Source organism: Marinobacter sp. 1-4A, from assembly GCF_016597725.1.
In the GTDB taxonomy this organism is placed as follows: domain Bacteria; phylum Pseudomonadota; class Gammaproteobacteria; order Pseudomonadales; family Oleiphilaceae; genus Marinobacter.
This window is the reverse complement of record NZ_VCGY01000002.1, coordinates 156831-182567: the sequence shown is the minus strand read 5'-3', so window position 1 is coordinate 182567 and position 25737 is coordinate 156831. Positions and strand designations below refer to the sequence as shown.

The window sequence follows — 25737 nt, the reverse complement described above, 5'->3', positions numbered from 1 at the left end:
CTATGAATACCCAAGGAAGTGGGATCATTGCTTTATCGCATCTAAGAAAGATTTGGCCATCATCGAAAGTTAACGATGCAATACTCAAACACGTCGCACTTGAATGCACGTCGGCTTTGTCTTCGTGCTCCATTGATACAGAGTTACGCGCAGCTCATTTTTTTGCCCAAGTTAGGCAAGAAGTTGGAGCTAACTTTCGGTTGGAGGAAGACCTTTACTATCATTCAAACGCTCTAAAGCAGCTTTTTAGATATTATAGAAATAATCCAAATGAAGCTGATTTGCATGGGTACGATAAATCAAAAGGTAAAAAAGCAGATGAAAAAGCCATATCCAATAGAGTGTATGCTAATCGTATAGGGAATGGGGGTGTAGCATCGGGTGATGGCTGGCGTTATCGAGGAAGAGGTATCATCCAATTAACTGGGCGTTCGAACTATCTGCAAGCGCAGACAATTCACAATAAGCTTTGGTCTACACCTGTAGACTTTGTTTCAAATCCTGACTTACTTCTCCAGCCAAAGTATGCTGTAAGAGCGTCGCTAGCTTTCTGGGTTGAACATAAGCTATACCTGCTTGCAGATAAAGGCAGGTCGCGACTAGCAACAGATTCGATCACCGCGGTTGTTAATAAACATACTACGACTTATGCCCAAAGACATCATCAATTGGAGCGCATCTTGCTGACAGGGGTGTTTAAAGGTGTCTTCTAAATTTAAAAAGGCATTGCTTGTTTTGTTTTGCTGTCTCGTTGTTAGTCTGCCAGCGAAAAGTAATACTATGCGAGCTGTTTTTTTGGTAGTGGAAGGAGAGCCTCAACTCACTATTCTACGGCTGCCTAGTTATCGGATAATTTCGTACACTCTCCCGTTAGAGGATAAGGTGTTTCTGTTTTCGGAGGAGCCATCAATAGTTGATTGCAAGGCAACTTCACATAGCGTATTTCAGTTGCAGGGCTTCAAAGAATCAGACGGTAACTATATTAGGTTCGATCATTTTATAGTGCTTTCGAAAAACGATGAAAGTTATGTGAGGCATTTGAAGTTTGATCAGAGTGATTTAAATAGGTACAGCATTTTGAATGAGAATGGAAAAGTTGCTGAGAAGTTATGTGATTTTTTTACTCCTTACTCTAAATATAACTCCACTATAGCAGAAATAGATACATCAAATGATTTGTATTTGGCGGACCTCCTTCATATAGGTGGGCGAGAATATTTACTTTATTTTCCAAATTTTAAGAATATAAAGATCAGTATAGACGCTGACGGTGGGGCAGAGGTTACGCTATTGAAAAAGCAACAGTTTACGTGCTCTGGTGAAAGCAGGTTAGCTGTTCCTATACAGTTTGCGTTCACTTCAGCGGAAGGCAAACGGCTGTACCAATACTATTTCTTCGACACTCAGGCAGCGTCTCTGGCTTCGCTAGGTGTTAGTACCAGCCCAGATCAACTCTTTTCTGAGCAGCTATGCGAAGAGATAAGCAAGTTGTAGCTTACGTCGATGCTAGTAGTAGCCTACCGAGGCTTGATAAGAAGCCCCACCCGCTGACCCACGGGCACATTCCGATTTGGAAAAACAATTGCCTCTGGTGTAGCTCCAACTCTGTAGCAAGTATCGTCATCCTCCCAGATCACGGTGCCTGATGCGTACTCGGTAAAGTTGGCCACATCGTCAGGAACATGGAACCGGAAGTTCTTCCCGGTATTCAGAATCTCGTGTACCACTTCGAAAACCGTGAGATGGTCAAAAGGTGACTGTTTGGCTGGGGCAGGGTTGCCACAAAAACGCCGCCGAAGCGCCTTCTTGATCCCTTCAAAACGGGGCAGGTCATTCATTCCGAACGGATGAACCTTACCCAGCTCCACCGTAAAGCTCTCAGCGTTCAGCACGGATGAAGAGAACGACGAAAACGTAGAGCCCACCTTATGCTGCAACAACAAAGTTTCTACCTCTGCCTCAAGCAGAAAATCACACTGACTCTCTGGCACCTGCCGACCCTCAACAAACGGATAAAGCGCAAACTTCTCCCGCTGGGATGGCCTTATAGCGGTGTGTAAATCGTAGTGGGAAAGCGCTTGTGGGTGCGCCATCGCAAACTGACGGCACATCTCCTCAAGAAACTGCGCCCGCGCTGCTTCTGGCAGACCTTTATACTCAGGCTTGCTATGGGCACCGTTGAACAACCGATTAAGATTCGCATCCAGAAACCGCTCCCCAGCCAACATGGCCGGCGGGTTCCCCAAAATCAATAACAGCGGACAAGCCAACAGCCACTCGCCATTCAACAGTTCGCTGACTAGCGCGTTTAGAACCTCAATAGGAGCGGTTTCGTTGCCGTGAATACCGGCTGAGATAATCATTGCCTCCTGATTCGGATTGGCACGATCGGGGGGCGGCGTGATCTGCAAAACACCAACGGCTTTACGAGTTACGCGGGTGCCATCTGAGAGGGTGGTTTTGATTTCGGGAAGATCAGCTGTGGCGTTGGCAAGTGTGTGGACTAGCCAATCAGGGTTGGCATCAAATAAGTGTATTTGTGCAGTTGCTGTCATGAGGGCTCCCCAAGCACATTGTTTCAGGCAGTGCTTTTAATCATTGATCACGAACCCACAGGCCGCTGATGCCGCAATAAACGATTCTCAATCTTGCGGAATACGAACACCAAAATAAACGTTAACACCATGTAGCAAAGCGCCACAAAGATAAACGCATCAAACGGCGCATAAAACCGCGAGTAAATATTCCGCGCCGCCCCCGTAAGATCCACAATCGTTACCACACTCGCAATCGCACTCGAGTGCAGCATGAAAATAACCTCATTGGAATACGCCTGAACAGCCCGCCGCGCCGCGCTGGGTAACACAATACGCCGCATCCGCATAAACCAATTCATGCCGTAAGCCTTCGCCGCCTCGATCTCACCATGGGGAGTCGAAATAATCGCACCACGAATAATCTCAGTGGTATAGGCACAGGTGTTCAACGTAAACGCCAGCAGGGCAGGGTAAAACGGCTCCCTGAAAATCTCCCACCAGAATGTTTCCTGAATTCCGGGAATCTGAGCAACGCCATAGTAAATAATATAAAGCTGAATCAGCAGCGGGGTGCCGCGGAAAATATAGGTGTAAAGCCAAACAGGGCCAGACACAAACGGATTTTTAACCGTGCGAAGAATCGCCAGCGGAACCGCAAACGCAAGCCCTATAATCAGACACAGAAACACCAGTTGAACGGTCGTAACCATTCCGTCCCAGTATTCCATGATGGTCATGGCTGTAAAAATCTCGTTCCTGTTAAGCCAGGCAGCGATAAAATCGGGTGGCATTATCAGCTCTCCTGAATCACGCCGGCGTTAGCTCGTTTATCGAGCCACTTGATGAAAAGCTCCGAGCCTGCCGTGAGGGCGAGGTACACAAACGCCACAGGAATAAAAAAGTGGAACGGCATACGCTCTGCTTTTGCTGCTTCCTCTGCCACACGCACCATATCTGTGAGGCCGATAATAGAAACCAGCGCCGTGGTTTTCAGCAATACCTGCCAGTTGTTGCCAATACCGGGAAGTGCATGACGCAGCATTTGCGGAACCATCACCCGGCGAAACGTGTGCCAGGTACTGAATCCGTAGGCGCGGGCGGCTTCAATCTGCCCGGTTTCAACCGCCAGAAAGGCACCGCGAAAGGTCTCAGTCATATAGGCACCAAAAATGAGCCCGATGGTAATGACGCCAGAAATGAATGGATTGAACTGGAAGAAAAAGTCGACTTCGTAGGTGTCCCAAATGTAGTCGGAGAGCATGTTCACACACACCTGTCCGCCATAGTAAAACAGCAGCATCATAACCAGATCGGGAACGCCGCGAATCAAGGTGGTATAGGTTGTGGCAATACCAACTGCTACACGGCTATTTGACAGCTTTGCAGCCGCGCCAATGAGCCCGAGAACCAATGCGAGAGCAAGGGAAAGGAAAGCGAGTTCTACGGTAACAACTGCCCCGTTCAAAAGGGCCGGACCATAGCCTTTCAAATCAAACATGGGAATGTCCGGTAGGCAGGGGCAGCCGAAATGGCTACCCCTGAAGCTGGTTTTTTAGACCTTCACGTCATAGGCGAAGTACTTCTTCATGATGGCGTCGTAGGTGCCATCTTCCTTCAGCTTGCGCAAAGCTTTGTTCACTTCTTCAGCAACGTCTTTGTCACGCTTACGCATAGCAACGCCTACACCTTCACCCAGCTTTACGGCTTCGCCGACTTCCTTGAAGCCGTCTTTGGATAGAACGGTTTGCTCGCCAACCGGGTAATCGACAAACACGACATCCAAACGCTGGCCTTCAAGATCAAGAACCATGTCATCGGCAGTGGTGTAACGCTTAATGGTTACTACGCCACTCATTTCTTCAGTAACAAAGGTGTCCATAGTAGTGCCGCGCTGAACACCAACGGTTTTACCCTTCATGGCGCTCATATCAGTCACGTCAGCGTTAAAGCTATCCGGGCCAAACCATCCGCCTGGGGTGTTGTAGTATGGCTCGGAGAACAGAACACGTTCTGCACGCTCTGGAGTGATCGACATAGATGACATAATCAGGTCGAATTTGCGGGCCAGCAGGCCAGGGATCATACCGTCCCAGGCTTGAATAACGAATTCGCAGTCTGCCTTCATTTCTTCACACATGGCGGCAGCCAGATCTACTTCAAAACCGGTCAAGTCACCATTTTCATCTTTGTATTCGAACGGCTCGTAAGGTACGTCGAAAGCAATGCGCAGGTTACGCTCGTCTGCATGGGCACCGCTGGTAAGCATTGCCAGTGCGCAACTCGCTGCAATCATCAGTTTTTTCATGTGTCACTTCTCCAGTATGTCGCCTTGTGGGCGTTATTTTTTTGGAATTTAACTTTCCAACAGCGATAAAGATAGCACCGCATGTTAGAACTTGGGAGCCAGAAACTGTTTCATGCGTTCCGAGTCTGGGTTATCAAACACCTTTTGGGGTGTACCCTGTTCCTCGATAACGCCCTGATGTAGAAACAGCACCTGAGTCGACACATCCTTTGCAAATGCCATTTCGTGAGTTACTACGATCATGGTTCGGCCTTCCTCGGCCAGACTTTGCATAACCTTCAATACTTCTCCGACCAACTCGGGGTCTAACGCTGAGGTTGGCTCGTCAAAAAGCATTACCTCCGGCTCCATAGCCAAGGCCCGGGCAATGGCAGCGCGTTGCTGCTGGCCACCGGACATTTGAGCCGGATAATAGTCTTTGCGCTCGTATATGCCGACCTTGTTGAGATAGGCTTCTGCGCGCTCGATGGCTTCTTTTTTAGGAACCTTGAGTACATTGATTGGCGCTTCAATAATATTCTCCAGCACAGTCATATGTGACCAGAGGTTGAAGCCTTGAAATACCATGGAGAGCTTGGCTCGAATCAGCTCCACCTGTTTGTTGTCTGCCGGAATCCGCTCCCCCTTGCGGTTTGTGGTAAACCGTATAGGGTCGCCGTGAACAATAATATCGCCGGAGGTTGGGGTTTCCAAAAGGTTGATGCAGCGCAAGAAGGTGCTTTTGCCGGAACCGGAACTGCCGATCAGGGACACCACATCACCTTTTCGGGTCTCAAGTGAAATACCTTTGAGCACTTCGAGCTCGGCAAAAGTCTTGTGTATGTCCTTGCAGATCAAAGGCGCTTGGTCCGCCATGGATGGCTCCTGAGGCTGTCATTCAAAGGCGTTTGTTTTACGGACTGTTGCAGTGGAAATCAATACCTTCCACACACAGCTTTACGATTTTTAGCGACGTTTTTTTTGCGACTTATTGTGGCGCAATGAGTGTTTAATGCAAGCATTTAAATCAGGGCCCGCCATACACTATCAGCGGTAAGCGTTATACTGCGAAGACATTGGATGACACCACAGGGAGTGGACTATTATGCCAAGGATATTGGCTTTCGCGATTTTGATCGTTATTTTTTCGCCACCAACAGTTGCCGAAATCTATAGATGGACAGACGCCAGTGGTGCTGTTCATTTCACCGACACTCCGCCATCAAACAAAAAACACCAATCCGTTGATGTGACTGAACCAGTCACCGTGCCCATGTCGGAAAACCTTGGGCAGCATCGACGTATCTCGGGTATTCGTAAGCAAGTGCGAGGAATGCTCTCGTCTGATCGCAAAGGGAGCTCAGGGCGCGCCAAGTCGAGCGCCAAAGCGATTGCCAAGCAGGAGAAAGCTTGTGCCAGCTACCGGCGCAAGCTGGCGAAGGTGCAATCGCAGCTTCGGGCAGGCTATGGTATCAATAAAGGTAACAGCCTGCGCCGCAAGCGTCGTAGTTTGAATCGATCGCTTAGTTGGGAGTGTATCTTGCGTTGATGCTGTAGACTGCCCCTTAGTAAGCACGCTAACAATACAAGGTTTTCTATGTACCGTTTGGCTATGACGTTTGGGGGGCAGATTTGAAGACGACACCCTTATCTCATCTTCAACTAGCGATTTTGTTGGGGATGACCGTTGCATTAGGGCCATTGGCGCTCGATGCCTACCTGCCCGCTTTTCCGGAAATCGCTGATGAGCTTGGTATTGGGCATGGCGGAGTCGGGTTAACACTGAGTGCCTATGTGGGTGCTCTGGGCCTTGCGCAATTGCTGGGTGGTCCGCTTTCCGACCGCTATGGACGGCAGCAAATTTTGTTTTCTGGGCTTACGATTTTTGCCTTTGCGGCGTTTATGGTGGCTCAGTCAGAAACGCTACCGAACATGCTGGGCTGGAGGATTGTGCAGGGTATTGGTGGTGCTTTTTGTGCGGTGTCTGTTCCGGCCATTGTCCGCGACCAAACCAGCGGGCAGGATGCTGCTCGCCTGTTTGGCTTAATAGGCTTGGTTATGTTTGTTGCGCCTGCCGCAGCACCGTCTATCGGTTCTGCACTGCTGTATTTGAGCGAATGGCATGTGATCTTCCTAATGCTTGCAGGTTATGCCGCGCTGTTGGCGATTGTTCTGCATTTTGTTCTGTTTCGGCGTCTGCCTCCTCGACAAATGGAGCACACACCTGTTTCCACATTACTTACCAACTATGGGCTGGTGCTTCGCCATACGGTTACCATGCGGTTTGTTGGCTTACAAGCCTTATGCTTCAGTTCCATGCTTGTGTTTATCACGCACGCATCGTTCATTTACCAAGAGTGGTTTGGGCTTTCAAACTCGATGTTCTCGGCGTTGTTCGCTGCCAACATTGTGGCTATGGCAAGCCTGAACTTGCTTAACCGGCGCCTGCTTAATAAGTATCAATCGGTGCGGATTTTACGGGTGTGCGTATTTTTGCAGGCCATTGCCGTTAGCGCGCTGGTAATCTGCGCTTGGGCTGGTGCGCCATACTGGGTTATAGCTGCCTGCATCATTGTCGCGGTTGGGTTTATGGGGGCTATTATTCCCAACAACATGGCCAATGCGTTGGAGTTCTTTCCCCACCTTGGGGGAACGGCTGCGGCAATGCTGGGGGCCGCACAATTCACAATTGCGGGGGGTATAAGCGCGCTTTCTGCGACTCTTGCAGGCGGCACCTTGTTACCTATCGTGTTGGTTATGGCTTTCTGTGTGTTCGGCGCAGCCATCCTTGCGGCTGGCGGGCCAGCTGCGATTGAACGGCAGACACGGCTTAGTTCGGGGCAAGCTTAACTCTTCTCCTAACTACTAACTCCTAGCCCTTAGAGCGGCGAGTTTTTGCTGCATTGCTCTGTTTTGCGATGGACGCGCGCGAGCTAATGCCCTGATCGATGTAAAGCACTGCGTCGGTTATCTGGGGGAACATGTGCTCGTCCAGCACATACTCACGCAGCGCCGCAGAATGCGTGAGAGTGTCGCGCACAGGGCCTATCAGGCTAACCATATAGAACTGAATGCCTTGTTCCCGCAGGTTTTCGATCACGCTTTCCAACATAATCAGGGAGGTGCTGTCGATACTGTTTACGGATTGGGCGTCCAGTATCACCGCCTTCAGCGCACCCTCGGGCCGCTGCTTGATAAGGCTGTATAGGCGTGTTTTAAAATAGTCCTTATTGGCAAAATACAGTGGCGCGTCAAAGCGGAAAATCAGCAAGTCTTTGCGCACACTAATGCTTTCGAATCGATGAATGTTTCGGTATAGGTCTTCGCCGTCGAGCTTTCCTAGCTCGGTCATGTGTGGCGTTGTGCTGTTGTAAATTACCAGCATCAGCGATACTGCAACGCCCACCAGTAACCCCTGCTGAACGCCTAGTAACAGCGTGATCACAAAGGTGACCAGCAGTATCAGAAATTCCTTTCTGTCTTGCTTAAAAAGAACCTTCATTTCCTTATATTTAAACAACCCTAATACAGACATAACGATAATCGCTGCCAGAACGGCCTTCGGTAAGGGGTAGTCAGTGAACAAAGGTGTAAGAAATAGCACGGTAACGGCAATTAGGCCGGAGGAAATGATCGCTGCCACTTGGGTGAGTGCGCCCGCTTCTCGCAGCGCGGCACTGCGAGAAAAGCTGGCGGAGACCGGAAAGCTGCGGAACATGGCACCCAGAGCATTCGCTAAACCGAGGGCAATCAACTCCTGATTCGGCTGAACACTGCGTTTGTCTTTGGGGGACTCCTGAGATTTACAGATCGACATGGTGCCCACAAAGCCCATCAAGGCTACGGTAAACGCCACCGGCAGCAGCTCGCCAAATTTGTCAAAGTCCAGATTAGGGAACTGAAAAGCGGGGAAGCCACTGGGCACGGAATTGATCACTTCTACACCTGCCTGCCCGGCATGGAACAGCCCTGAAAGCATCATGGTGCCAACCAGCAAAATCAGAGCGTTGGGCACCTTTGGCATACGGCGTTTACAAGTAAAGATAAACAAAAGGCTTGCTACTGAGATTCCTACCGTAATGCCGTGCCAGCTGCTGATGTTGAGTAAAAGCTGATAGCAGAGGTCCAGTACATTGGCGCTATCTACGTGAACGCCTGTTAGGTTCTGGAGTTGGCTGCCGATGATGATAACGGCAGCAGCGGAGGTATAACCAACCACAACGGGGTAGGAGAGGAAGTTGACGATAAAGCCAAACCTCAGCAGCCCGAATAAAAACTGAATCAAGCCAACCAGTAGCGTGAGCTCAATCGCAAGCTGAAGATACTGGTCTGAACCTGGCTCCGCGAGCACGCTGAGACCGGAAAGAATAAGAATGGCATCCAATGCCACCGGGCCAATCGATATCTTGTTGGAGGTTCCCAGTAACGCGTACAGCAGCGGTGGGAAGATTGAAGCATACAGCCCGAACTCTGGTGGTAGGCCAGCTAGAACTGCGTAGCCCATGCTTTGTGGAATCAGCATAACGCCAATAGCTAAGCCAGATACCACGTCTCGCTTTAACGTGTGGGTGGTATATCCCTGCAACCAGAGCAAACCAGGCAGTAATTTGTAGAGCATAAACGCAGTTTATCGCTTGGGGGCTGGGCTTCAAGTGTGTGGAAATCAACAGACCGAATCAAGAAGTATCCGTTAGGCTTCTAGTAGGCTCCTCGGATAAGATCAATTCCCGGTGTCAGTACGCCTCGCCAGGCTCTATCAAGCGCAGGGGTGTACTCAGGATCATGAAGGCGCACGGTCTTCATCAGGGCATCCAGCCAGAGTGAATACCATTCCGGGTTGATGTTGTAATGGTTTCGGTTGTGGCTCTCGCCAAGTGCTCTTAGTTTACGGTCTGGCATGCCCCGTGCGGTGAGAATAAGCTGCATAACGCCATTTCGAAGCAGGTGGCGTTGTGCAGGCATATCTGTGTTCGCAAAGCGCTTTTTGATGGCATCCGAGCTCGACATAAAGTGGTCGTAAAAATCCACGAAAAACTGGTCACTGTTGCAGCATCTTCCGTAACTTTGGAAAACCAGATCAGTGTCTTTCATAAGCGTTGGGTATCCCTTTGAAGAGGCGGGGGGGTAAATAGGGCGCTAAGGATAGTGGTTGCGCGCGGCCTCTTCTGTTGAGATTTGTTAACGCTAAGTATAAGCCCGTACTCGGTTTTTCTGGCTTTACGAAATTCCCTCGCTCTCGCTCGCTTCGTGCGTTGCTTCAAGCGTCTGGCGCTTTCTACCTTTAAGCAGGTACGCACAGGCATAGAGGCAAAATAGTATTACTGCGGCTAGGCCCATTTTTTTCCACAGTGGTAGATTAAACTGCTCGAATAGCAGGTGGCTGATTATGGGAAGTGTCGCTGTAAACAATACGACTGAAGCGGCCTTTTGCCAGAGATTGACTTCGGGATCGTACTTTTCGTAGTTCTCGATATCATAGGGCTGCCAAGGATCGTTTTTGGTGACATCGGCCGGGCGCCAGCCCGTGGGCATAAACCAAAGTTTGATCTTGTCTGTCCAGATTTGTGTGTTCACCGCGTCTTTCCAAAGCCTTGACCACCAATCAACATGTGCAGATATCGGGTCCCAGCTTCGATAGGGCTTACGCACACCAAAAACACAAGGCTCCTCGGCGTTTTCTTCAGACCAGGTGCCAAAAATCTTGTCCCAAAACATGATCACCCCGCCGTAGTTCTTGTCTACGTATCGGGTATTCACCGCGTGATGAACTCTGTGGGCCGAGGGCGTGTTCAAAATGCCTTCGATAACCGGTACGCGACCAATGGCGCGTGTATGTATCCAGAACTGGAAAAACTTGTTCAATAGCAGAACAGTTGCAAATACTTCGATCGGGCAGCCCATAAGCGCCATTGGAATAAACACGGGAAACATCAATGTGTCTTGAAAGGCACCCTGCCGCAGTGCGACCGTGAAATTATATTCCTCGCTTTGATGGTGGGGCAGATGGCCGCTCCACATGAAGTTCACGGTATGAGACAGGCGATGCCCCCAGTAGTAGAAAAAGTCATAAACGAAGAAGAACAGAATCCAGGTGAATGCAGAGCCCATATTCCACTCAAACAGACCAAACCTGTTTGACAGAAAAGCAAAAATCAGAAAAAGCCCGCCCTTGGTAAAGAGCTCAAAAATCAGCGTAACAATGCCGCAGCTCATGTTGGTAAGGCTATCGTTCAGCCGCAACGATGTGCGGTTTTTCCTCCAGAAATAGAGCGATTCCAAGGCGATAAACAACAGAAAAAATGGAATGGAAAATGCCACGTAATGATCGGCCATTGTTGCCCTCATTATTTTTATTTGTACTTCGACATTACATCGGCAGCGGGCCAATAGCTTGCGTTAATGCGACATTATTTTGCTTTTAAGCGTTGGCTCGACTGCCCACGTAGTTGTGCGCGATACCTAGCTTTAGATGCTGCACGTCTAGCCCTCTGGTGGTTGTTCGTGGTTATCGTTCAGTCGCCTCCAAAAACCGTTGAAGCTGTCATGCTAATGACTAAAAAATTGCAGTTAAAAACCGGAGTGGTCAATATCCAGTATGTGTATGCACAAGGACAGCTTCCATGTATCTCCTGATAGCCCCCTCCAGCGCCACGCCATGCAGACTGATCATGTGCATTTTTCTGCTGTGGTTTGTGAGTGTCGCAGCGCACGCAGTGCCAGCTCAGGATGTGGGCGGTAATGATGTTCGGTTGGCAGATTTTCCTGTCGGCTACTTTATAGATGGCTCAGAGTCGTTAAATTACCGAGCTGCTCGGAATAAGACGTTCGAAACCACAAACAGCACGGCGACGCTCGGCACTGGCGCATCGGTCACTTGGCACCGGATTACGCTTGATAACTCTGGGCCAGAGGCAAAGGCGCTGTTTCTACACTTGCCGGCGGCTTTTCAGGTGCGAGCATTAGAGATATACGAGGAGCGCTCCCAGAGTTTGGTGGGTCAGGCAAGAGTGGATCTTAACAGTGCTAGCAATAACCCTTTGATGTACCGAGGAACCATAGTCTACCCATTCTCAGTACCTGCGGGGGAAACCACGGTTTTGTTTGTGCGCAGCCATCTCTACTCGCATCAGTGGTTTGCTGCGGAAATCTATGACGATCAGCATTCGCGAAAGGCGCTGGTGGGTGGGCATTTAGACATCGCACTACTGGTGGGAATGATGATGGCATTGGTGTTTTATAATGGCCTACTTTACTTCGCCACCAGCAAGAAAGAGAACTTACTTTACTCCCTCTACCTGATATCCGGTGTTATCTGGATAGCCCTGTCTTACGGCTTGATTGCCGAAGCGTTCAATATATACGGAGACGCCGTTTTCATACTGAACCTATCGGTCTTTACCATGCCGATCTTTCTTGTGCTGTTCATGATGTCGATTTTCGAAACCCGCGAGTTTTACGTTACCGAACATAGAATTCTGAGCGTATTACTGGTTTTGCTTGTCGGTGGCTTCTGTTATGGGCTGTTCGATATTGAAGCCGCTCTAATACCTGCGAGTAGCCTTGCGGCACTGATGATGCTGGTTACTTTCTCAGTAAGCCTCTCCATGTGGCGGAAGGGCAATCCTTTGGCGAAATTTTTTCTCGTAGGGCATAGCTTCTTTGTTGTGTTCAACGGGTTCGCAGTGTTGTTTTACAAGGGAGCAATTGAGCCCAATTACCTCAACAGCCACGGCGTCGGAATTGGCATAGTGCTGGAAGCGATCACGCTGGCGTTCATTATTTCATACCGAATTAAAGTGTTGGAAGATATCCGTGCCCAACAAGGAGAGCTCAAGCGGCAGGCGGCCACTGACCCGCTTACCCAGCTTTATAATCGCCGGTATTTTATGGCAGAAGGAGAGTGCCTGATTGAGAAGGCGAGGGCCTTAGGGGAGCCAGTGTCCGTTATCACCTTGGACATTGATTACTTCAAAAAAGTGAACGACACCTACGGGCACCACGCAGGTGATCTAGTGTTGAAAGACGTGGCAGTTAAACTCCAGAAATTCAGTCGAGACAGGGATCTGGTGGCTCGTTTTGGTGGCGAGGAGTTTATGCTCCTCTTACCCTGTGCTGATTATGCAGAAGCCAAAGGCTGTGCTGAGCGTATTAGGCAGGGTATTGAAAAACATTCCGTTCAGGTTGGCGATGATGTGAGTATTCGGGTCACGGTAAGCCTGGGTGTTGCACAAATTCATAGTGCCACAGAGTCCCTCGAAGCCGCCGCCAATCGAGCTGACAAAGCGCTGTATGAAGCCAAAACCGGAGGGCGAAACCGGGTGTGCTGTGCGGCCTGAGAGTTTTTGGTAATCGCGGGTGGCAGAAACGATAAAACCCGCACAAGGCGGGTTTTATCTGAATTCATAATGGTGCCCGGAGGCGGAATCGAACCACCGACACGAGGATTTTCAATCCTCTGCTCTACCAACTGAGCTATCCGGGCAAGTTGCTATACTGCTGTGCAACGGGGCGCTATTAAACCGGTTTCGGTGTGGTGAGTCAAGGCCGGTCCGGAAAAATATCTGAATCTTTTCAGTGCTGGTTAGGCTTTGACCAAAATCGGATCATTTCTCCGGCGGTACGTAACCTTCAGCCTTGTCGAAAGGTTCGTTGTTGAAGAAGTGTTCCATCTGGGCTTGCAGGTATTTTCGGGTGTTAGGGTCCATCAGGCTTAGGTGTTTTTCGTTGATCAGCATGGTTTGTTCGTGCTGCCACTCTTCCCAAGCCTGCTTGGAAATATTCTCGTAGATATCTTGGCCTTTTGCGCCAGGCATGGGCGCGAAGTCTAGGCCTTGGAGTTCTTTCTGGTGTTTGCGGCAGAAAACGGTGCGGCTCATGATCGCTCCTGTTGTCATGGGTAAGTGGCTGGAATGATATCAGATAGTGCAGGCTGAGCGTGTGGTCGCTCTCTTCTTGGGGTCAAGTTATCAGAGCAGGGTGGCCTGTTCCGGGTTTGTGAGTAGCGTGCGGATAGGCGCAGGCAAACCCAGCGCCAGTGCTTCGTTCCTATGCAGCCATTTGTGCTGGCCATTATCTCTAACGCCTTGCTGCCCGGTAACGCCCAGACGGGCAGGCTGAATGTGCAGGTGGTAATGGGAGAAGGTATGGCGAAACCCACTGATCAGTTCGGGTTCTCCGCAGTCAAGCCCAAGGTTGCGTTCGCAAGCTTCCTGTAGCTCATCGGCGCCATAGGCTGGGTCCAGTTCCGGCAGGCTCCACAAACCGCCCCAGATGCCGTTGGGCGGGCGGCGCTCCAGCAGGATTCGGCCGTTTTGGTCTTCCAGAATAACCATCCACGTGGTTTTCTCTGGTTTTGCTTTTTTAGGCTTGGAGCCGGGGTAGAGGTTGGTCTCTTTTCTGGCGTAGGCTGCGCAGCCTTTTTGCAGAGGGCAGTCGTTACACTTGGGTCGGCTGCGGGTGCACACCATCGCCCCAAGGTCCATGATGCCCTGGGTATAGTCTCGAATGCGCTCGCTCGGTGTGTGTGCTTCAGCATGCTCCCAGAGTTGTTTCAGTACGGAGGTTTGCCCCGGCCAGCCGGGAACTGCGTGATAACGAGCCAGTACACGTTTTACGTTGCCGTCAAGAATGGCTGCGCGCTTGCCGAAGGCTTGAGCAATAATTGCTGCCGCGGTAGAGCGGCCTATACCTTTAAGGCTTTCAAGCGCTTCCTGCGTGTCGGGAAATGTGCCTCCGAAATTGTCCATAACGGCTTGAGCGGCGTTTTGGAGGTTACGCGCCCGTGCGTAATAGCCAAGCCCAGACCAGTGGCTAAGTACATCGTCAACCGGTGCTTCCGCCAGAGATTGAACATCTGGGAAGCGTTCCATGAACGCAAGGTAGTAGGGGATAACTGTAGCGACTTGGGTCTGCTGAAGCATGATTTCAGAAACCCAAACCCGGTAGGCAGTTCGGTTGTGGTGCCACGGCAGGTCATGCCTGCCGTGGTTGTCGTACCATTTTAGAAGGTTTTGAGCGAAGCAATCTGCGGTCACTTGAACAAGCCTTTGAGCTTGTCTTTTACTTTTTCACCAGCACCTTCGCCGAGCTTTTCTTCCAGTTTTTCGCGGGCCTTTTCTTCAACTCTGGCTTTCTCTTTGTCTACTTTTTCCTCAACTTTCTCTTTGGCCCGGTCTACTTCTTCTTTGGCTTTTATTTTCGCGGCGTTCTTCGCAATGGTCTTCAGAGTGTCGCGGAAGCGTGAGCCGTCAAATGAGCAGAGGCTTGCGGCGCCCGCTGAAAAGTCACCCCGGCACTCCACCGGTATAACAACGTCTTCAACGTATTCAGTCACGCGGCAGGCATTGTCGCGGTGAATCTCGCCAACAATCCGCAGGCCCAACTCGTAATCGACGAGAGTCTTCTTCATATCAACCGAGCCTTGGCCTTCCAGTCTCATGCCTGCAAGTGCGGCAACAAGGTCTGTGTTGTTGAAGGTGTTGCCGTTGATCTCCAGAGTGCCATGCATGTCGTTGAAGGGTGTGGTGTCACCCCAGTCATCGGTTGTGAGCTCGTCTTGATTTGCCAGCGCAATACCCTGACAGGCCATGCGGGTAAGGTTCATGTTCCGGAATTCGCCCTCGGCAAGGTTGAAGCTGATCTGGCCGTCTGCTTTGTCTCTTAGAACCGAAATGCGGTTGCCCGAGGTGGTAGCATTTACTTTCAGGTTGGCCCCGCCAGAAAGCATGGTTATTTCAGCCACATCCGCAAGCAGCGGTAGAGTTTGTACATTGCTTACATCAGAGTTGATGGACCACTTTGGAGTGTCGGAGCGGGTATCAATGGTGGCATTTGCGCCAAAACTACCTTCATAAAGCTTGCCGCTGAATTCATCTACTTTGAGCAGGCCTTTGCTGGCAGTTGTACTGGCTTTGATTTCGTTGATGGTTAAGTTGCTGACAACCAGCTCACCTAGCCCGAAGTCGATATCAAGAAGCAGACCACGCAGGGTTTCTAATGGAAGCAGGTCGCCTTCCGGCCCACTATCGGCCGTTTGTGCTGGGGCCTCGTCTGCGGTCTCAGCACCTTCAACTTTTGGTGGCAAGTAACGGTCTGCATCGAGCTTGTCGCCCTGAAGATCAAAAACGATACCGCCGTTTTCGAGGTTATAACTACCAGAACCGTTGAAGGTGGTGTCATCAAGCTTGATCACCAAATCAGACAGCGCAGGCTTGCCTGCGGGGCCAGCGATATCAGTAGAGAAGGAAATGGCCTGAAGAACCGCTTCATCGGCGGTCTGGATGGCGGGTTGGCCCATGTTTTCCAGCAGTTCTTTGAGGGAAAACTCGGTGATGGCTAACTTGCCCTTCAGGGTTGGCTTATCGCCGAAGCCCTTAACATCAAGATTTGTATTCAATGTCAGGTTTGCAAGGCTGGCAGTGAAGTCACTCAGCGTTGCGGTTTCGTTTTCCAGATTGGCTTTGGCCGAGCCGCTCATCTTGGCTGTTACTGATTTATCGCCAAATGGCTCGCCATTCATTTTAAACTCAGCTTGCAGGCCAGAAACCGAAAAGTCGTTCAGCGCTTGGTTGGCTGCAAGGCGGGCTTCTATGCTTCCGTCCACGGCAAATTGTGGTTGGGCTGTTTCTATACGAAAGCCAATTTCCAGTGGAAATTCGGAGCCCAAAGTGATGTCGCTGGCATTTACTGTGAAGTCTTCAAACGTCACTTTCTGGCCTGTGCGCAAATCGCTGTAATGCACTTGCGCATTGCTGATCTGGACATTATCGACGTTGAAGTTCAGGGCTTCGCCGCTAGCTTCGGCATCCGGTGTTGGCTCGGATTCGCTGGCTACTTCTTGCTTGTCTTGGCTCGCATCACCGTTTGCGGGTTCGGGCATTATTCGGGTCCAATTGCCCTCTCCCTGCTCATTAATGCTTAAATTTGCATCTAGGCCGTCGAGTACGAAGGTGCTCACTTGCGGCTCCAGAGCAATCAGGGACCAGAAGTCCACTTGTGCAACCAGTCGCTTTAATGCAACAAAGCGCTCGCCATCCAGGCTGGCTTCCACATCATTTAGCTCAAGCCCGAGGGGGATAAAAGACCAGCCGATATCGCCTGCAAGATCGAGATCAAGGTTGGTTTTATCCTCAACAATACTTTCAATCTTTGGCTTATAGGCATTGGGGTCGATAACGGCCATGGCAATAGCAATCGCGGCGACAGCGAGAACAACCAATGCAACGATGGCGATCAGCACATAACGTATGGCTTTCATAGTTCCGGCTTCCTTTTTTTTCCGGGAGCTTTCAGGATTCGGGGCGAATCCGGGTGCGAATTAGCTAAAGGATAACGCAGGGTTAACAAATTAACAGGGTAGGAGTATGACAATGCCGTAGTGTTAGGCCAAAATGCACCTATTGTCTTTGACTTGATTAGTGTTGAATAAACATAAAAAGGAGTTCGCTGTGGCTATCACTGTTTCGATTGAATTGAACCGAGAGCTTGAGATTCCGGGCAGTTATGATGAGGTTTTTGATTTGCTGGCGGATGTGCCCCGTTCTGCTGCTCACTTTCCGAAGGTAAATAAGCTGACGGATCTTGGCGACAACACCTACCGCTGGGAAATGGAAAAAGTTGGTGTCGACAAACACGCCATTCAGTCTGTGTACGCCAGCAAGTATTTTTCGGATAAAGACGCCGGGAAAATCACTTGGGAGCCAGTGAAAGGCGAGGGGAATGGCTTGGTACGCGGTTCTTGGGTACTGAAAGCGAAAGGCGATAATGCGACGACAGCAAAGTTCCAGACCAGCGCTGAGTTAACGCTGCCACTGCCCGGCCTGTTGAAGCTGGCCATCAGCCCCGTTATTAAGCACGAGTTTAACGGTTTGGTGGATACCTATATGAACAACCTGAAGAAAGCCTTCTGATTATTCCTCCAATAAGGCAGGCTATCGTAACGATTAAACAGGTTGTGGGACTCCAGAGAGCATAAAAGGTATAATCCGGGAATTGAATTTTACGGCGTTGTGCCACTTAATTTGCTACGGAGTCTCCATGGCCGAACGTAAGGCTCGGGTAGAACGAAATACCCTTGAAACCCAGATCACTGTTGAAATTAACCTCGACGGTACCGGTAAATCCAGCTTCGATACAGGCGTGCCGTTTTTGGAGCACATGATGGAGCAGATCGCCCGTCATGGGATGATGGATCTGGATATCGTTTCCAAAGGTGATTTGCACATAGATGACCACCACACCGTGGAAGACGTTGGCATTACTCTTGGCCAGGCGTTCAAGCAAGCGGTGGGAGATAAAAAAGGCATTTGCCGTTATGGCCATGCTTATGTGCCTATGGATGAAGCCCTCTCGCGTGTTGCGATCGACCTGTCTGGCCGCCCTGGCCTGATTATGGAAGTGCCTTTCACCCGCGCTGTTGTGGGTGGCTTTGATGTGGATCTGTTTGAAGAGTTCTTCCGTGGTTTTATCAATCATGCGATGGTGACTGCGCACATTGACAACCTGCGCGGCAAGAACACCCACCACCAGATTGAAACCGTGTTCAAGGCATTCGGCCGTGCCCTGCGTATGGCGGTTGAGCTGGATGAGCGCATGGCGGGCGTTACCCCGTCTACCAAAGGCTCTCTTTAATTCGCCACGCAAGGACATCGCACAAGCCATGAAAACCGTTGCCATCATCGACTACGGCATGGGTAACCTTCACTCTGCCCGCAAAGCGGTAGAGCATGTAGCCCCGGATACCAGAGTTCTAGTAACCGATAACGCAGACCACATTCGTGAAGCCGACCGGGTGATTTTACCCGGCGTTGGCGCCATTCGTGATTGCATGGCGGAGATCCGCCGGCTGGGCGTGGACAACTTGGTTCGGGAAGTGTCCCGTGACCGTCCTTTCCTCGGAATCTGTGTCGGCATGCAAGCACTAATGTCCCGTAGCGAAGAAAATGGCGGAGTTGAAGGTATTAACCTGTTTCCTTCCGAGGTGCGCTTCTTTGGCGAAAACCTGATAGAAAATGGCGAGCGTTTGAAGGTGCCCCACATGGGGTGGAATCAGGTTTACCATGCTACGGAGCACCCGCTGTGGCAGGGCATTCCTGATGGTGACCGCTTCTATTTTGTGCATAGTTATTACGCTGAAGCGGAGGGCAATGCAGACATTGCCGGGCGCAGTCATTACGGCGTTGATTTAGCCGCCGCTGTGGCCAGAAATAATATTTTTGCTGTGCAGTTTCACCCGGAGAAAAGTGCCGGGGCTGGCCTGCAACTTCTCAAGAACTTTACTGATTGGAATGGAACATGCTGATTATTCCCGCCATTGATCTGAAAGACGGCCGATGTGTGCGGTTGCGCCAGGGCCGTATGGAAGACTCCACCGTTTTTGGTGGCGACCCGGTTGATATGGCCACCCGCTGGGTAGAAGCCGGTGCCCGTCGCTTGCACCTTGTGGACTTGAACGGTGCTTTTGCAGGCGAGCCGGTTAACGGAGAAATCGTTAAAGCCATTGCACGCAAATATCCGGATTTGCCAATACAGATTGGCGGCGGTATTCGTTCAGCGGAAACCATTGAAGCCTATCTCAAAGCGGGCGTTCAATGGGTCATTATCGGCACCAAAGCTGTTAAAGAACCCGAATTTGTGACTGAAATGTGCAAGCGCTTTCCGGGCCACATCATTGTTGGGCTTGATGCCAAAGATGGCCGCGTAGCTACCGATGGCTGGGCTGAAGTTTCTGAAGTGATGGCGGTCGATCTAGCAAAGCGTTTTGCCAGCGATGGCGTTGAAGCGATTGTTTATACCGATATCAACCGCGACGGCATGATGCAGGGCGTAAACGTGGAAGCCACGGCTGCTCTGGCACAAGAGGGCGGTATTCCTGTTATCGCTTCCGGTGGCGTAACCAACATGGATGATCTCAAGCGTCTGGCGCCAGTCGCCCACAAGGGCATTGTTGGCGCTATCACCGGCCGCGCGATTTATGAAGGCACGCTGGACGTTGCGGAAGCTCAGGCGTTCTGTGATTCCTTGAAGGGCTGAACAAGGTAAATTTTATGGCACTGGCAAAGCGCATTATCCCCTGTCTGGATGTGGACAAAGGGCGTGTTGTGAAAGGCGTGAACTTTGTGGATATCCGGGATGCTGGCGACCCTGTTGAAGTAGCCCGTCGTTATAACGAGCAGGGCGCCGACGAGATCACTTTTTTGGATATTACGGCAAGCCATGAAAGCCGAGATACAACCTACGAGACCGTAGAGCGTATGGCTGCAGAGGTTTTCATCCCTTTGACCGTGGGTGGCGGTGTTCGTGCGGTGGAAGATATTCGTAAGCTGCTGAACGCCGGTGCAGATAAGGTCGCCATTAATACGGCTGCGGTATTCAACCCGGAGTTTGTGCGCGAAGCTGCAGACCGCTTCGGTAGCCAGTGCATTGTTGTGGCTATTGATGCCAAGCAAGTGAGTGCGGAAGGTGAGGAGCTTCGTTGGGAAATCTTTACCCACGGCGGCCGTAAGCCAACCGGGCTAGATGCTGTAGACTGGGCACGTAAGATGGTGGACATGGGAGCTGGAGAGCTCTTGCTAACAAGCATGGACAGAGATGGCACCAAGATTGGTTTTGATCTTGGCCTGACCCGAGCTGTTAGCGATGCGGTGACGGTTCCAGTGATTGCTTCAGGTGGCGTGGGTGAGCTTCAGCACTTGGCTGATGGCGTTACCAAGGGCGGCGCCGATGCGGTGCTGGCAGCATCTATATTCCACTTTGGTGAGCACACAATTCCTGAAGCCAAGGCCTTTATGAAGGCGCAAGGTATTGAAGTCAGAGACTAGCCAGATACTAGTGTTTTTTAGCAAAAGCAGGCCGAATGGTCTGCTTTTCCCCTTCCGCGAACATTCTTTGGTTATTGTTGCGTATTGCCCAAAGCCCGCTCACCGTAGCTATGGCAATGCCTTGCTCATCCAATAACGGAAGATGTTTTTCCAAATAGTCGACTGTCACCGTGTGTGGGTGGCCTATGCCGATCGCGCTTCCGTTTAACTTTGCCCGCCGGACCAGTTCTCTGAACTGTTGATCTACAAACTCTTCTGTTTGCTCATGATCCAAGAACACATCCCGTGTCATTGTGGGGATTTGATAGGCGGCGGCAACGTCACCTGCAACAGACGAAGCAATGGTTCGGCTATCGACAAAATAAACCGGGTAGCGGTTCAGCTCTTTCATCACCCAGTCCATGGGCTTCAGTTGCTGGGTTAGTAGGCTACCCATGTGATTATTCACCCCCTGTACATAAGGGATAGACTGCAGGGCTCGGCGCAGAGTCGTTGTAAAGCTCTGTTCGTCCATGTCTGACGTTAGCCCGCCCGGTCCGAGGCTGAAATTGCGAGTGTTTGCCATGGGGGCGTGCAGCATTATCTCTTTATTGCGATTGTGCGCCAGACGCGCAAGAGAGTCTGTGTGCCTGCGGTAGGGTAAAAACGCCAGGGTCAGTGGCTGGTCCAGATTGGCTAGGCGCTCACCCTCGTGCAGGTTATGCCCCATGTCATCAATGATGATGGCAATTGTCGGCGGAATGCCCCCGGTAGAAGGCTCTGCCGCTACAAAGCCAGCCGCCAAGCTTGCCAGTGCCGCCAGCGCCAGCTTAATCAGGGCTGAGCTGGCCTGTGTATAAGCCAAAAGAGCCTTCACTGTGTTGCGTCTGCTCCCTTGCGATTTAGGATGTGCAGCCCTTTAAGCAGGTTCAGTGCCGAGCGCAGCTGGTAGTCCCTTTCTGCCATAGAGGCATTTTGACTGTCAGTCTTGGATTGCTTGTCTTTGCCTTCGGTTTTCTCATCTTGGCCAATCAAGTGGCCGCTGAGATCTGCTTCGGTAAAGAATGGGCGGCTATCCAACTCCTTCAGCTCAGCTGGCTTTACTTCGATGTCTGGTTTAATGCCTGTGGCCTGTATAGAGCGACCGTCGGGAGTGTAATAACGAGCGGTTGTCATCTTGATGGCGTGGGTTTCGTCCAGTGGAATAACGGTTTGAACGCTGCCCTTGCCAAAAGACTGGGTGCCCATAATGACAGCCCGCTTATGATCCTGAAGCGCACCAGCCAGAATTTCCGATGCGGAGGCAGAACCACCGTTAATCAGCACAACAATGGGTGTGCCAGCCATCACATCGCCATCTTTGGCGCTGAAGCGTAGGCGCGAGCTCTGGATTCGGCCTTCAGTGTATACAATCAGCCCTTCGTCGAGCAGTGCGTCTGCCGTGGCAACGGCTGCTTGTAGAACGCCGCCCGGGTTGTTGCGCAGGTCTATTACCAGTCCGTCTAGATCACCGCCATGGTCTTCCTTTAGCTTTTTGAGGGCTTTTGTAAATTGCCCGCCTGTTTCCGCTTGGAACTGGGTCAGGCGCACATAGCCGTAACCGTCTTCAATCATGCGGGTCTTCACGCTGGTAACCTTGATAACAGCCCGCTCTACGTCGATCTCTACCGGGGCATTTTCACCCTCGCGCATGATTGTCAGCGTAAGAACTGTGCCGGGTTTGCCGCGCATAAGCTGCACAGACTCTTCAAGGCTCATGCCTTTTACCGGTTTCTCATCAAGCTTAATGATCAGGTCGCCGGACTGAACGCCAGCTTTCTGCGCAGGCGTGTCATCAATAGGGGCGATAACCTTTATGAAACCGTTCTCCATGCCGACTTCAATGCCTAAGCCGCCAAATTCGCCTGAAGTGCTTTCTTCCAGCTCTTCGTAATCTTTCGGGGCGAGGTAAGTGGAGTGGGGGTCAAGATCGGAGAGCATGCCTTTGATGGCGCTTTCCAATAGCTGGCGATCGTCTACCTCTTCAACGTAGGCTGCCTTGATGCGGCTAAAAACCTCGGTGAACTTGCGCAGATCGTCCAGGGGCAGTTGTTTTTCCGGGTCGGGTAGGGTTATTTCAACCCGCTCACCATTTTGAATGCCTTCCAACAGCTGGGTATTGTCGGAAGGGCCTTCCTGCGCGAGCGCCAGCCCGGGAAGGGACATGAAACAGGCTACGAGGATGGCTGAGCGCAAAGGTAAGGCTTGGAGTGTACTTCGGACCCGTTTCATTCACATATCCCGTGGTTATTCCGATAGTTGAGCAGAGAGTTGGGCTGAGCTTTACATTCCCGACAGTATGGCGTCAGCGGGCGCATTTGTCAGCCCCGCCGCCGGTGTTCAGTTGGCCAGCCAGCGCCCCGGGTTATCCGGTTTGCCATTATGGCGAATCTCGAAATACAGCGCTGGGGCGTCGGTTCCGCCGGTGCGGCCCGTCTGTGCAATAGGCTCTCCGGCAGCAACCCAGTCACCAGGGCTGGTGAACAAGCTGCTGCTGTGGCCATAGAGTGTCATGTAGCCATCGCCGTGATCAATAATTGTTATCAACCCAAAGCCCCTTAGCCAGTTGGCAAACACAACGCGGCCGTAATGAATGGCCTTTACGTCGGCTTCCTCGCCGGTTTGAATGATCAGCCCGTTTCTGCGCAGTTTACCTTCGGCATACTGATCACCAAACCGGCTGGTTACCTTGCCCTGTGCTGGCCATGGCAGCTTGTTGCGCAGCGACGGAAACGGCTGGGACTCATTGGGGGAGGGAATGTTTGCTATGGCTTGTTGTACCTCGGAGAGCAGTTTTTCCAACCGTTTGCGATCAGACTCGAGCTCGCTTTTTTCGCTCCGGCGGCTGCGAATATCCTGATCAAGCGCGGCCAGAGTCTTTTCCCGCTCCAGTCTGGACGCTTTCAATGCCTGTTGGCGCTTAACGACGCCTTCCTCTGCACTAGCCAACTCCGCGCGGGTATTCTGAACCGCTGCTTGGGTAACCTTGAGTTCCTCAAGGTTTTTATGGAAAGCTTCTAGGCGTTTAACCGTATCGCGGCTGAGGTATTCGTAATAGGTCATGGTCCGGGCAATGTTGTCCGGGTTCACTTCGTTAAGCAGCACTTTTACAGCAGGGGCGTCGCCTTCCATCCAAGCAGTACGTATCTGTTTCTTCAGGCTTTCTCTCTGGCGCTCCAAGGTGCGCGCCAGTTCTTGCTCTTCTTTCTGCAATTTGGCCAGTCGTTGCTGCTGTTTTTTTACCTGCTCGGCGAGCGATCTGCGTTCGCGGGTCAGTCGGCTGATGGTGCGTTCAGCCGCAGCTAACTGTCGCTCCAGTGCGGAGCGATCTTCTTCGGCGTCAGCCAGCCAGTCGTCAATATCCTCAATGCGCTCCTTAAGGGCTTCGATCTGGGCTGGTGTGACTTCTTTACCGAACGCGACTGACGCTGCACCCAGCGTGAAGCTGAGTGCCATCGCCAATACCGCAGTCAGTCGCAATGCTAGGGCCTGTTTGCGGATCAACCGAGTTTCACCAGGCTGTGCCCGGTCATTTCCTTCGGCAGTTTCAACCCCATTAAATCGAGAAGGGTGGGGGCTACATCGCTCAGGCTGCCACCGTCACTCAGAGATACCGCGTGATTGCCTGCGTATACCAGAGGCACAGGGCCGATGGTGTGTGCAGTGTGAACCTGCCCTGAGTCTGGGTCGGTCATTTGTTCGCAGTTGCCGTGATCAGCGGTTATAAGTGCCTGCCCATCGACTTCTTCGAGTGCTTCAACCACCCGTTGTACGCACTTATCCAAACACTCCACTGCCTTTATGGCTGCGTCCAGTTTGCCGGTGTGGCCAACCATGTCTCCGTTGGCGTAGTTGCACACCACTAGATCGTATTTGCCGCTCTTGATGGCTTCAACCAGTTTGTCTGTGACTTCCGGAGCGCTCATCTCGGGCTGTAGGTCGTAGGTGGCCACTTTGGGAGAGGGCACCAGAATTCTGTCTTCACCTGTAAAAGGTGTTTCTTGCCCGCCGTTAAAAAAGAAGGTGACGTGGGCGTACTTTTCGGTTTCAGAAATGCGTAGCTGGGTTTTGCCAAGCCCTGCTAGGTATTCGCCCAAACCATTCACCAGTTTTTCGGGGGGGTAGGCACAAGAGGTTTTTATATCCGCCGCGTACTCGGTGAGCATTACAAAGTCTGCCAATTTAGGGTGTTTGCGGCGTTCGAATCCGTCAAAGCCCTCGTCAACAAACGTGCGGGTCATTTCCCGGGCCCGATCAGCCCGAAAGTTCATAAACAAAACCGCATCGCCATCATTAATAGTGCCAGCAGACTCGCCAGCGTTTTGGATGCGGGTTGGTTTCACGAACTCATCGTTTTCACCGCGCTCGTAGGCTTGCTCCAGAGCTGTAACCGGGTCAGCAGCCGTGAACTCCGCTTCTCCCTGAGTCATCAGGTTGTAGGCAGGCTCTACTCTGTCCCAGCGGTTGTCTCTATCCATGGCAAAATAGCGGCCAACAATAGAGGCAATCCGGCCCACGCCTAGGCTATTCAACTTTGCGGCAGCTTTCTCTAAAGACGGCTTTGCGCTGCGGGGCGGCATGTCGCGGCCATCAAGGAATGCGTGAACGTAAACTTCTTTTGCACCCCGCGCTGCTGCAAGCTCGGCGGCTGCGAGTATGTGGTCTTCATGGCAGTGAACACCGCCGGGTGAAAGCAGCCCCATTAGGTGAACTGCGCCGTCATTTTTGATGGCTTTGTCGATTGCGCTGCAAAGTGCCTTGTTGTCGTTGAAGGTGCCTTCTTCTACATCCTTATCAATACGCGTTAGGCTCTGATAAACCACACGACCTGCGCCAAGGTTCATGTGCCCGACTTCGGAATTACCCATCTGGCCCTTCGGCAGCCCTACGAACATGCCCGAGGTGTTGATGAGTGTTCGGGGATGGGATTCCCAGAGCTTGTCCCAAAAGGGTGTGTTGGCGTTGCTAATGGCGTTGTCTTCGGCGGGATCACGATGGCCCCAGCCGTCCAGAATTATTAGTGCTGTCGGCTTGCGCAATGCTGTCATCATTCAGTCCGGAAGTAGAATAGCGGTAAGTT

At 51.4% G+C, this 25737-nt stretch carries 25 protein-coding genes and 1 tRNA gene; 10 read left to right on the top strand and 16 right to left on the bottom strand.

The window, feature by feature from the left end:
* The first annotated feature begins 2 nt into the window (after nucleotides 1–2).
* Nucleotides 3–713: a glycoside hydrolase family 19 protein gene (locus FE845_RS04575; protein ID WP_200362021.1), complete on the top strand. Its 711-nt coding sequence runs from the start codon at nucleotides 3–5 to the stop codon at nucleotides 711–713.
* Nucleotides 703–1494, top strand: coding sequence for a hypothetical protein (locus tag FE845_RS04570; protein WP_200362020.1), 792 nt, complete (start codon nucleotides 703–705; stop codon nucleotides 1492–1494). The genes FE845_RS04575 and FE845_RS04570 overlap by 11 nt, the downstream gene beginning before the upstream one ends.
* Before the next feature lie 23 nt (nucleotides 1495–1517).
* Here the strand turns inward: FE845_RS04570 and astE are convergent, their stop codons facing one another.
* The 5 genes from astE to FE845_RS04545 all read right to left on the bottom strand — a co-directional run bounded on the left by astE (nucleotide 1518) and on the right by FE845_RS04545 (nucleotide 5697).
* Nucleotides 1518–2555, bottom strand: coding sequence for a succinylglutamate desuccinylase (astE, locus tag FE845_RS04565; RefSeq protein ID WP_200362019.1), 1038 nt, complete (start codon nucleotides 2553–2555; stop codon nucleotides 1518–1520).
* Nucleotides 2556–2602: 47 nt separating this feature from the next.
* Nucleotides 2603–3328 (bottom strand): ABC transporter permease, encoded by a 726-nt coding sequence (locus FE845_RS04560; protein WP_200362018.1) that lies wholly within the window; start codon nucleotides 3326–3328, stop codon nucleotides 2603–2605.
* A 2-nt stretch (nucleotides 3329–3330) separates the two neighbouring features.
* Complete coding sequence (locus FE845_RS04555) at nucleotides 3331–4035, bottom strand: ABC transporter permease (RefSeq protein ID WP_200362017.1); 705 nt, start codon at nucleotides 4033–4035, stop codon at nucleotides 3331–3333.
* A gap of 54 nt (nucleotides 4036–4089) precedes the next feature.
* A complete protein-coding gene (locus FE845_RS04550; protein ID WP_413785074.1) occupies nucleotides 4090–4761 on the bottom strand; it encodes a transporter substrate-binding domain-containing protein in 672 nt (223 codons plus the stop codon).
* A gap of 165 nt (nucleotides 4762–4926) precedes the next feature.
* Nucleotides 4927–5697 (bottom strand): ABC transporter ATP-binding protein, encoded by a 771-nt coding sequence (locus FE845_RS04545; protein ID WP_200362015.1) that lies wholly within the window; start codon nucleotides 5695–5697, stop codon nucleotides 4927–4929.
* A gap of 229 nt (nucleotides 5698–5926) precedes the next feature.
* Here FE845_RS04545 and FE845_RS04540 point away from each other — a divergent pair, with 229 nt between their 5' ends.
* Nucleotides 5927–6370, top strand: coding sequence for a DUF4124 domain-containing protein (locus FE845_RS04540; protein ID WP_200362014.1), 444 nt, complete (start codon nucleotides 5927–5929; stop codon nucleotides 6368–6370).
* An 83-nt stretch (nucleotides 6371–6453) separates the two neighbouring features.
* Nucleotides 6454–7671, top strand: coding sequence for a multidrug effflux MFS transporter (locus FE845_RS04535; RefSeq protein WP_227714087.1), 1218 nt, complete (start codon nucleotides 6454–6456; stop codon nucleotides 7669–7671).
* A 22-nt stretch (nucleotides 7672–7693) separates the two neighbouring features.
* On the opposite strand, the gene FE845_RS04530 is transcribed toward FE845_RS04535, so the two are convergent.
* From FE845_RS04530 to FE845_RS04520, 3 genes are all read right to left on the bottom strand, one after another.
* Complete coding sequence (locus tag FE845_RS04530; protein ID WP_200362013.1) at nucleotides 7694–9439, bottom strand: SulP family inorganic anion transporter; 1746 nt, start codon at nucleotides 9437–9439, stop codon at nucleotides 7694–7696.
* An 80-nt stretch (nucleotides 9440–9519) separates the two neighbouring features.
* Nucleotides 9520–9912: a globin gene (locus tag FE845_RS04525; protein ID WP_200362012.1), complete on the bottom strand. Its 393-nt coding sequence runs from the start codon at nucleotides 9910–9912 to the stop codon at nucleotides 9520–9522.
* Nucleotides 9913–10038: 126 nt separating this feature from the next.
* Nucleotides 10039–11154 (bottom strand): sterol desaturase family protein, encoded by a 1116-nt coding sequence (locus FE845_RS04520; protein WP_200362011.1) that lies wholly within the window; start codon nucleotides 11152–11154, stop codon nucleotides 10039–10041.
* Nucleotides 11155–11441: 287 nt separating this feature from the next.
* Here FE845_RS04520 and FE845_RS04515 point away from each other — a divergent pair, with 287 nt between their 5' ends.
* Nucleotides 11442–13157 (top strand): diguanylate cyclase, encoded by a 1716-nt coding sequence (locus FE845_RS04515; RefSeq protein ID WP_200362010.1) that lies wholly within the window; start codon nucleotides 11442–11444, stop codon nucleotides 13155–13157.
* Between the two features lie 70 nt (nucleotides 13158–13227).
* Here the strand turns inward: FE845_RS04515 and FE845_RS04510 are convergent.
* The 4 genes from FE845_RS04510 to FE845_RS04495 form a co-directional block, all read right to left on the bottom strand.
* Nucleotides 13228–13303: transfer RNA gene (locus FE845_RS04510), tRNA-Phe, on the bottom strand.
* Between the two features lie 121 nt (nucleotides 13304–13424).
* Nucleotides 13425–13697: an oxidative damage protection protein gene (locus FE845_RS04505; RefSeq protein WP_200362009.1), complete on the bottom strand. Its 273-nt coding sequence runs from the start codon at nucleotides 13695–13697 to the stop codon at nucleotides 13425–13427.
* A 90-nt stretch (nucleotides 13698–13787) separates the two neighbouring features.
* Complete coding sequence (mutY, locus tag FE845_RS04500; RefSeq protein WP_200362008.1) at nucleotides 13788–14855, bottom strand: A/G-specific adenine glycosylase; 1068 nt, start codon at nucleotides 14853–14855, stop codon at nucleotides 13788–13790.
* Nucleotides 14852–17077 (bottom strand): AsmA family protein, encoded by a 2226-nt coding sequence (locus FE845_RS04495; RefSeq protein ID WP_200362007.1) that lies wholly within the window; start codon nucleotides 17075–17077, stop codon nucleotides 14852–14854. The genes mutY and FE845_RS04495 overlap by 4 nt, the downstream gene beginning before the upstream one ends.
* 190 nt (nucleotides 17078–17267) lie before the next feature.
* Between FE845_RS04495 and FE845_RS04490 the strand changes: the two genes are divergently transcribed.
* From FE845_RS04490 to hisF, 5 genes are all read left to right on the top strand, one after another.
* Nucleotides 17268–17729 (top strand): SRPBCC family protein, encoded by a 462-nt coding sequence (locus FE845_RS04490; RefSeq protein WP_200362006.1) that lies wholly within the window; start codon nucleotides 17268–17270, stop codon nucleotides 17727–17729.
* Nucleotides 17730–17856: 127 nt separating this feature from the next.
* Nucleotides 17857–18450, top strand: a complete 594-nt coding sequence (gene hisB, locus FE845_RS04485; RefSeq protein ID WP_200362005.1) for an imidazoleglycerol-phosphate dehydratase HisB — start codon at nucleotides 17857–17859, stop codon at nucleotides 18448–18450.
* 28 nt (nucleotides 18451–18478) lie between these two features.
* The gene (gene hisH, locus FE845_RS04480; RefSeq protein WP_200362004.1) at nucleotides 18479–19120 is read left to right on the top strand and encodes an imidazole glycerol phosphate synthase subunit HisH; all 642 of its coding nucleotides are present in this window, start codon (nucleotides 18479–18481) and stop codon (nucleotides 19118–19120) included.
* Nucleotides 19114–19851: a 1-(5-phosphoribosyl)-5-[(5-phosphoribosylamino)methylideneamino]imidazole-4-carboxamide isomerase gene (hisA, locus tag FE845_RS04475; protein ID WP_200362003.1), complete on the top strand. Its 738-nt coding sequence runs from the start codon at nucleotides 19114–19116 to the stop codon at nucleotides 19849–19851. The genes hisH and hisA overlap by 7 nt, the downstream gene beginning before the upstream one ends.
* Before the next feature lie 14 nt (nucleotides 19852–19865).
* Entirely contained in the window at nucleotides 19866–20639 is a 774-nt protein-coding gene (gene hisF / locus FE845_RS04470) for an imidazole glycerol phosphate synthase subunit HisF (protein ID WP_200362002.1), read from the top strand.
* Nucleotides 20640–20646: 7 nt separating this feature from the next.
* Here hisF and FE845_RS04465 read toward each other — a convergent pair whose 3' ends face one another.
* The 4 genes from FE845_RS04465 to gpmM all read right to left on the bottom strand — a co-directional run bounded on the left by FE845_RS04465 (nucleotide 20647) and on the right by gpmM (nucleotide 25705).
* Nucleotides 20647–21432 (bottom strand): divergent polysaccharide deacetylase family protein, encoded by a 786-nt coding sequence (locus FE845_RS04465; RefSeq protein ID WP_265091986.1) that lies wholly within the window; start codon nucleotides 21430–21432, stop codon nucleotides 20647–20649.
* A 59-nt stretch (nucleotides 21433–21491) separates the two neighbouring features.
* Nucleotides 21492–22889 carry a S41 family peptidase gene (locus FE845_RS04460; RefSeq protein WP_265091978.1) on the bottom strand — a complete coding sequence of 466 codons (1398 nt, stop codon included), beginning with the start codon at nucleotides 22887–22889 and terminating at the stop codon, nucleotides 21492–21494.
* 108 nt (nucleotides 22890–22997) lie between these two features.
* On the bottom strand, nucleotides 22998–24137 hold the full coding sequence (locus FE845_RS04455; protein ID WP_265091985.1) for a murein hydrolase activator EnvC family protein: 1140 nt from the start codon (nucleotides 24135–24137) through the stop codon (nucleotides 22998–23000).
* Nucleotides 24138–24157: 20 nt separating this feature from the next.
* On the bottom strand, nucleotides 24158–25705 hold the full coding sequence (gene gpmM / locus FE845_RS04450; RefSeq protein ID WP_200362785.1) for a 2,3-bisphosphoglycerate-independent phosphoglycerate mutase: 1548 nt from the start codon (nucleotides 25703–25705) through the stop codon (nucleotides 24158–24160).
* Between the last annotated feature and the right edge of the window lie 32 nt (nucleotides 25706–25737).

Excerpts from the sequence above, each read along its gene's own strand:
- FE845_RS04575 (WP_200362021.1), top strand. The coding sequence starts at position 3 with ATGAATACCCAAGGAAGTGGGATCATTGCTTTATCGCATCTAAGAAAG.
- astE (WP_200362019.1), bottom strand. The coding sequence starts at position 2,555 with ATGACAGCAACTGCACAAATACACTTATTTGATGCCAACCCTGATTGG.
- FE845_RS04560 (WP_200362018.1), bottom strand. The coding sequence starts at position 3,328 with ATGCCACCCGATTTTATCGCTGCCTGGCTTAACAGGAACGAGATTTTT.
- FE845_RS04555 (WP_200362017.1), bottom strand. The coding sequence starts at position 4,035 with ATGTTTGATTTGAAAGGCTATGGTCCGGCCCTTTTGAACGGGGCAGTT.
- FE845_RS04545 (WP_200362015.1), bottom strand. The coding sequence starts at position 5,697 with ATGGCGGACCAAGCGCCTTTGATCTGCAAGGACATACACAAGACTTTT.
- FE845_RS04540 (WP_200362014.1), top strand. The coding sequence starts at position 5,927 with ATGCCAAGGATATTGGCTTTCGCGATTTTGATCGTTATTTTTTCGCCA.
- FE845_RS04530 (WP_200362013.1), bottom strand. The coding sequence starts at position 9,439 with ATGCTCTACAAATTACTGCCTGGTTTGCTCTGGTTGCAGGGATATACC.
- FE845_RS04525 (WP_200362012.1), bottom strand. The coding sequence starts at position 9,912 with ATGAAAGACACTGATCTGGTTTTCCAAAGTTACGGAAGATGCTGCAAC.
- FE845_RS04520 (WP_200362011.1), bottom strand. The coding sequence starts at position 11,154 with ATGGCCGATCATTACGTGGCATTTTCCATTCCATTTTTTCTGTTGTTT.
- FE845_RS04515 (WP_200362010.1), top strand. The coding sequence starts at position 11,442 with ATGTATCTCCTGATAGCCCCCTCCAGCGCCACGCCATGCAGACTGATC.
- FE845_RS04505 (WP_200362009.1), bottom strand. The coding sequence starts at position 13,697 with ATGAGCCGCACCGTTTTCTGCCGCAAACACCAGAAAGAACTCCAAGGC.
- FE845_RS04495 (WP_200362007.1), bottom strand. The coding sequence starts at position 17,077 with ATGAAAGCCATACGTTATGTGCTGATCGCCATCGTTGCATTGGTTGTT.
- hisB (WP_200362005.1), top strand. The coding sequence starts at position 17,857 with ATGGCCGAACGTAAGGCTCGGGTAGAACGAAATACCCTTGAAACCCAG.
- hisH (WP_200362004.1), top strand. The coding sequence starts at position 18,479 with ATGAAAACCGTTGCCATCATCGACTACGGCATGGGTAACCTTCACTCT.
- hisA (WP_200362003.1), top strand. The coding sequence starts at position 19,114 with ATGCTGATTATTCCCGCCATTGATCTGAAAGACGGCCGATGTGTGCGG.
- hisF (WP_200362002.1), top strand. The coding sequence starts at position 19,866 with ATGGCACTGGCAAAGCGCATTATCCCCTGTCTGGATGTGGACAAAGGG.
- FE845_RS04460 (WP_265091978.1), bottom strand. The coding sequence starts at position 22,889 with ATGAAACGGGTCCGAAGTACACTCCAAGCCTTACCTTTGCGCTCAGCC.
- gpmM (WP_200362785.1), bottom strand. The coding sequence starts at position 25,705 with ATGACAGCATTGCGCAAGCCGACAGCACTAATAATTCTGGACGGCTGG.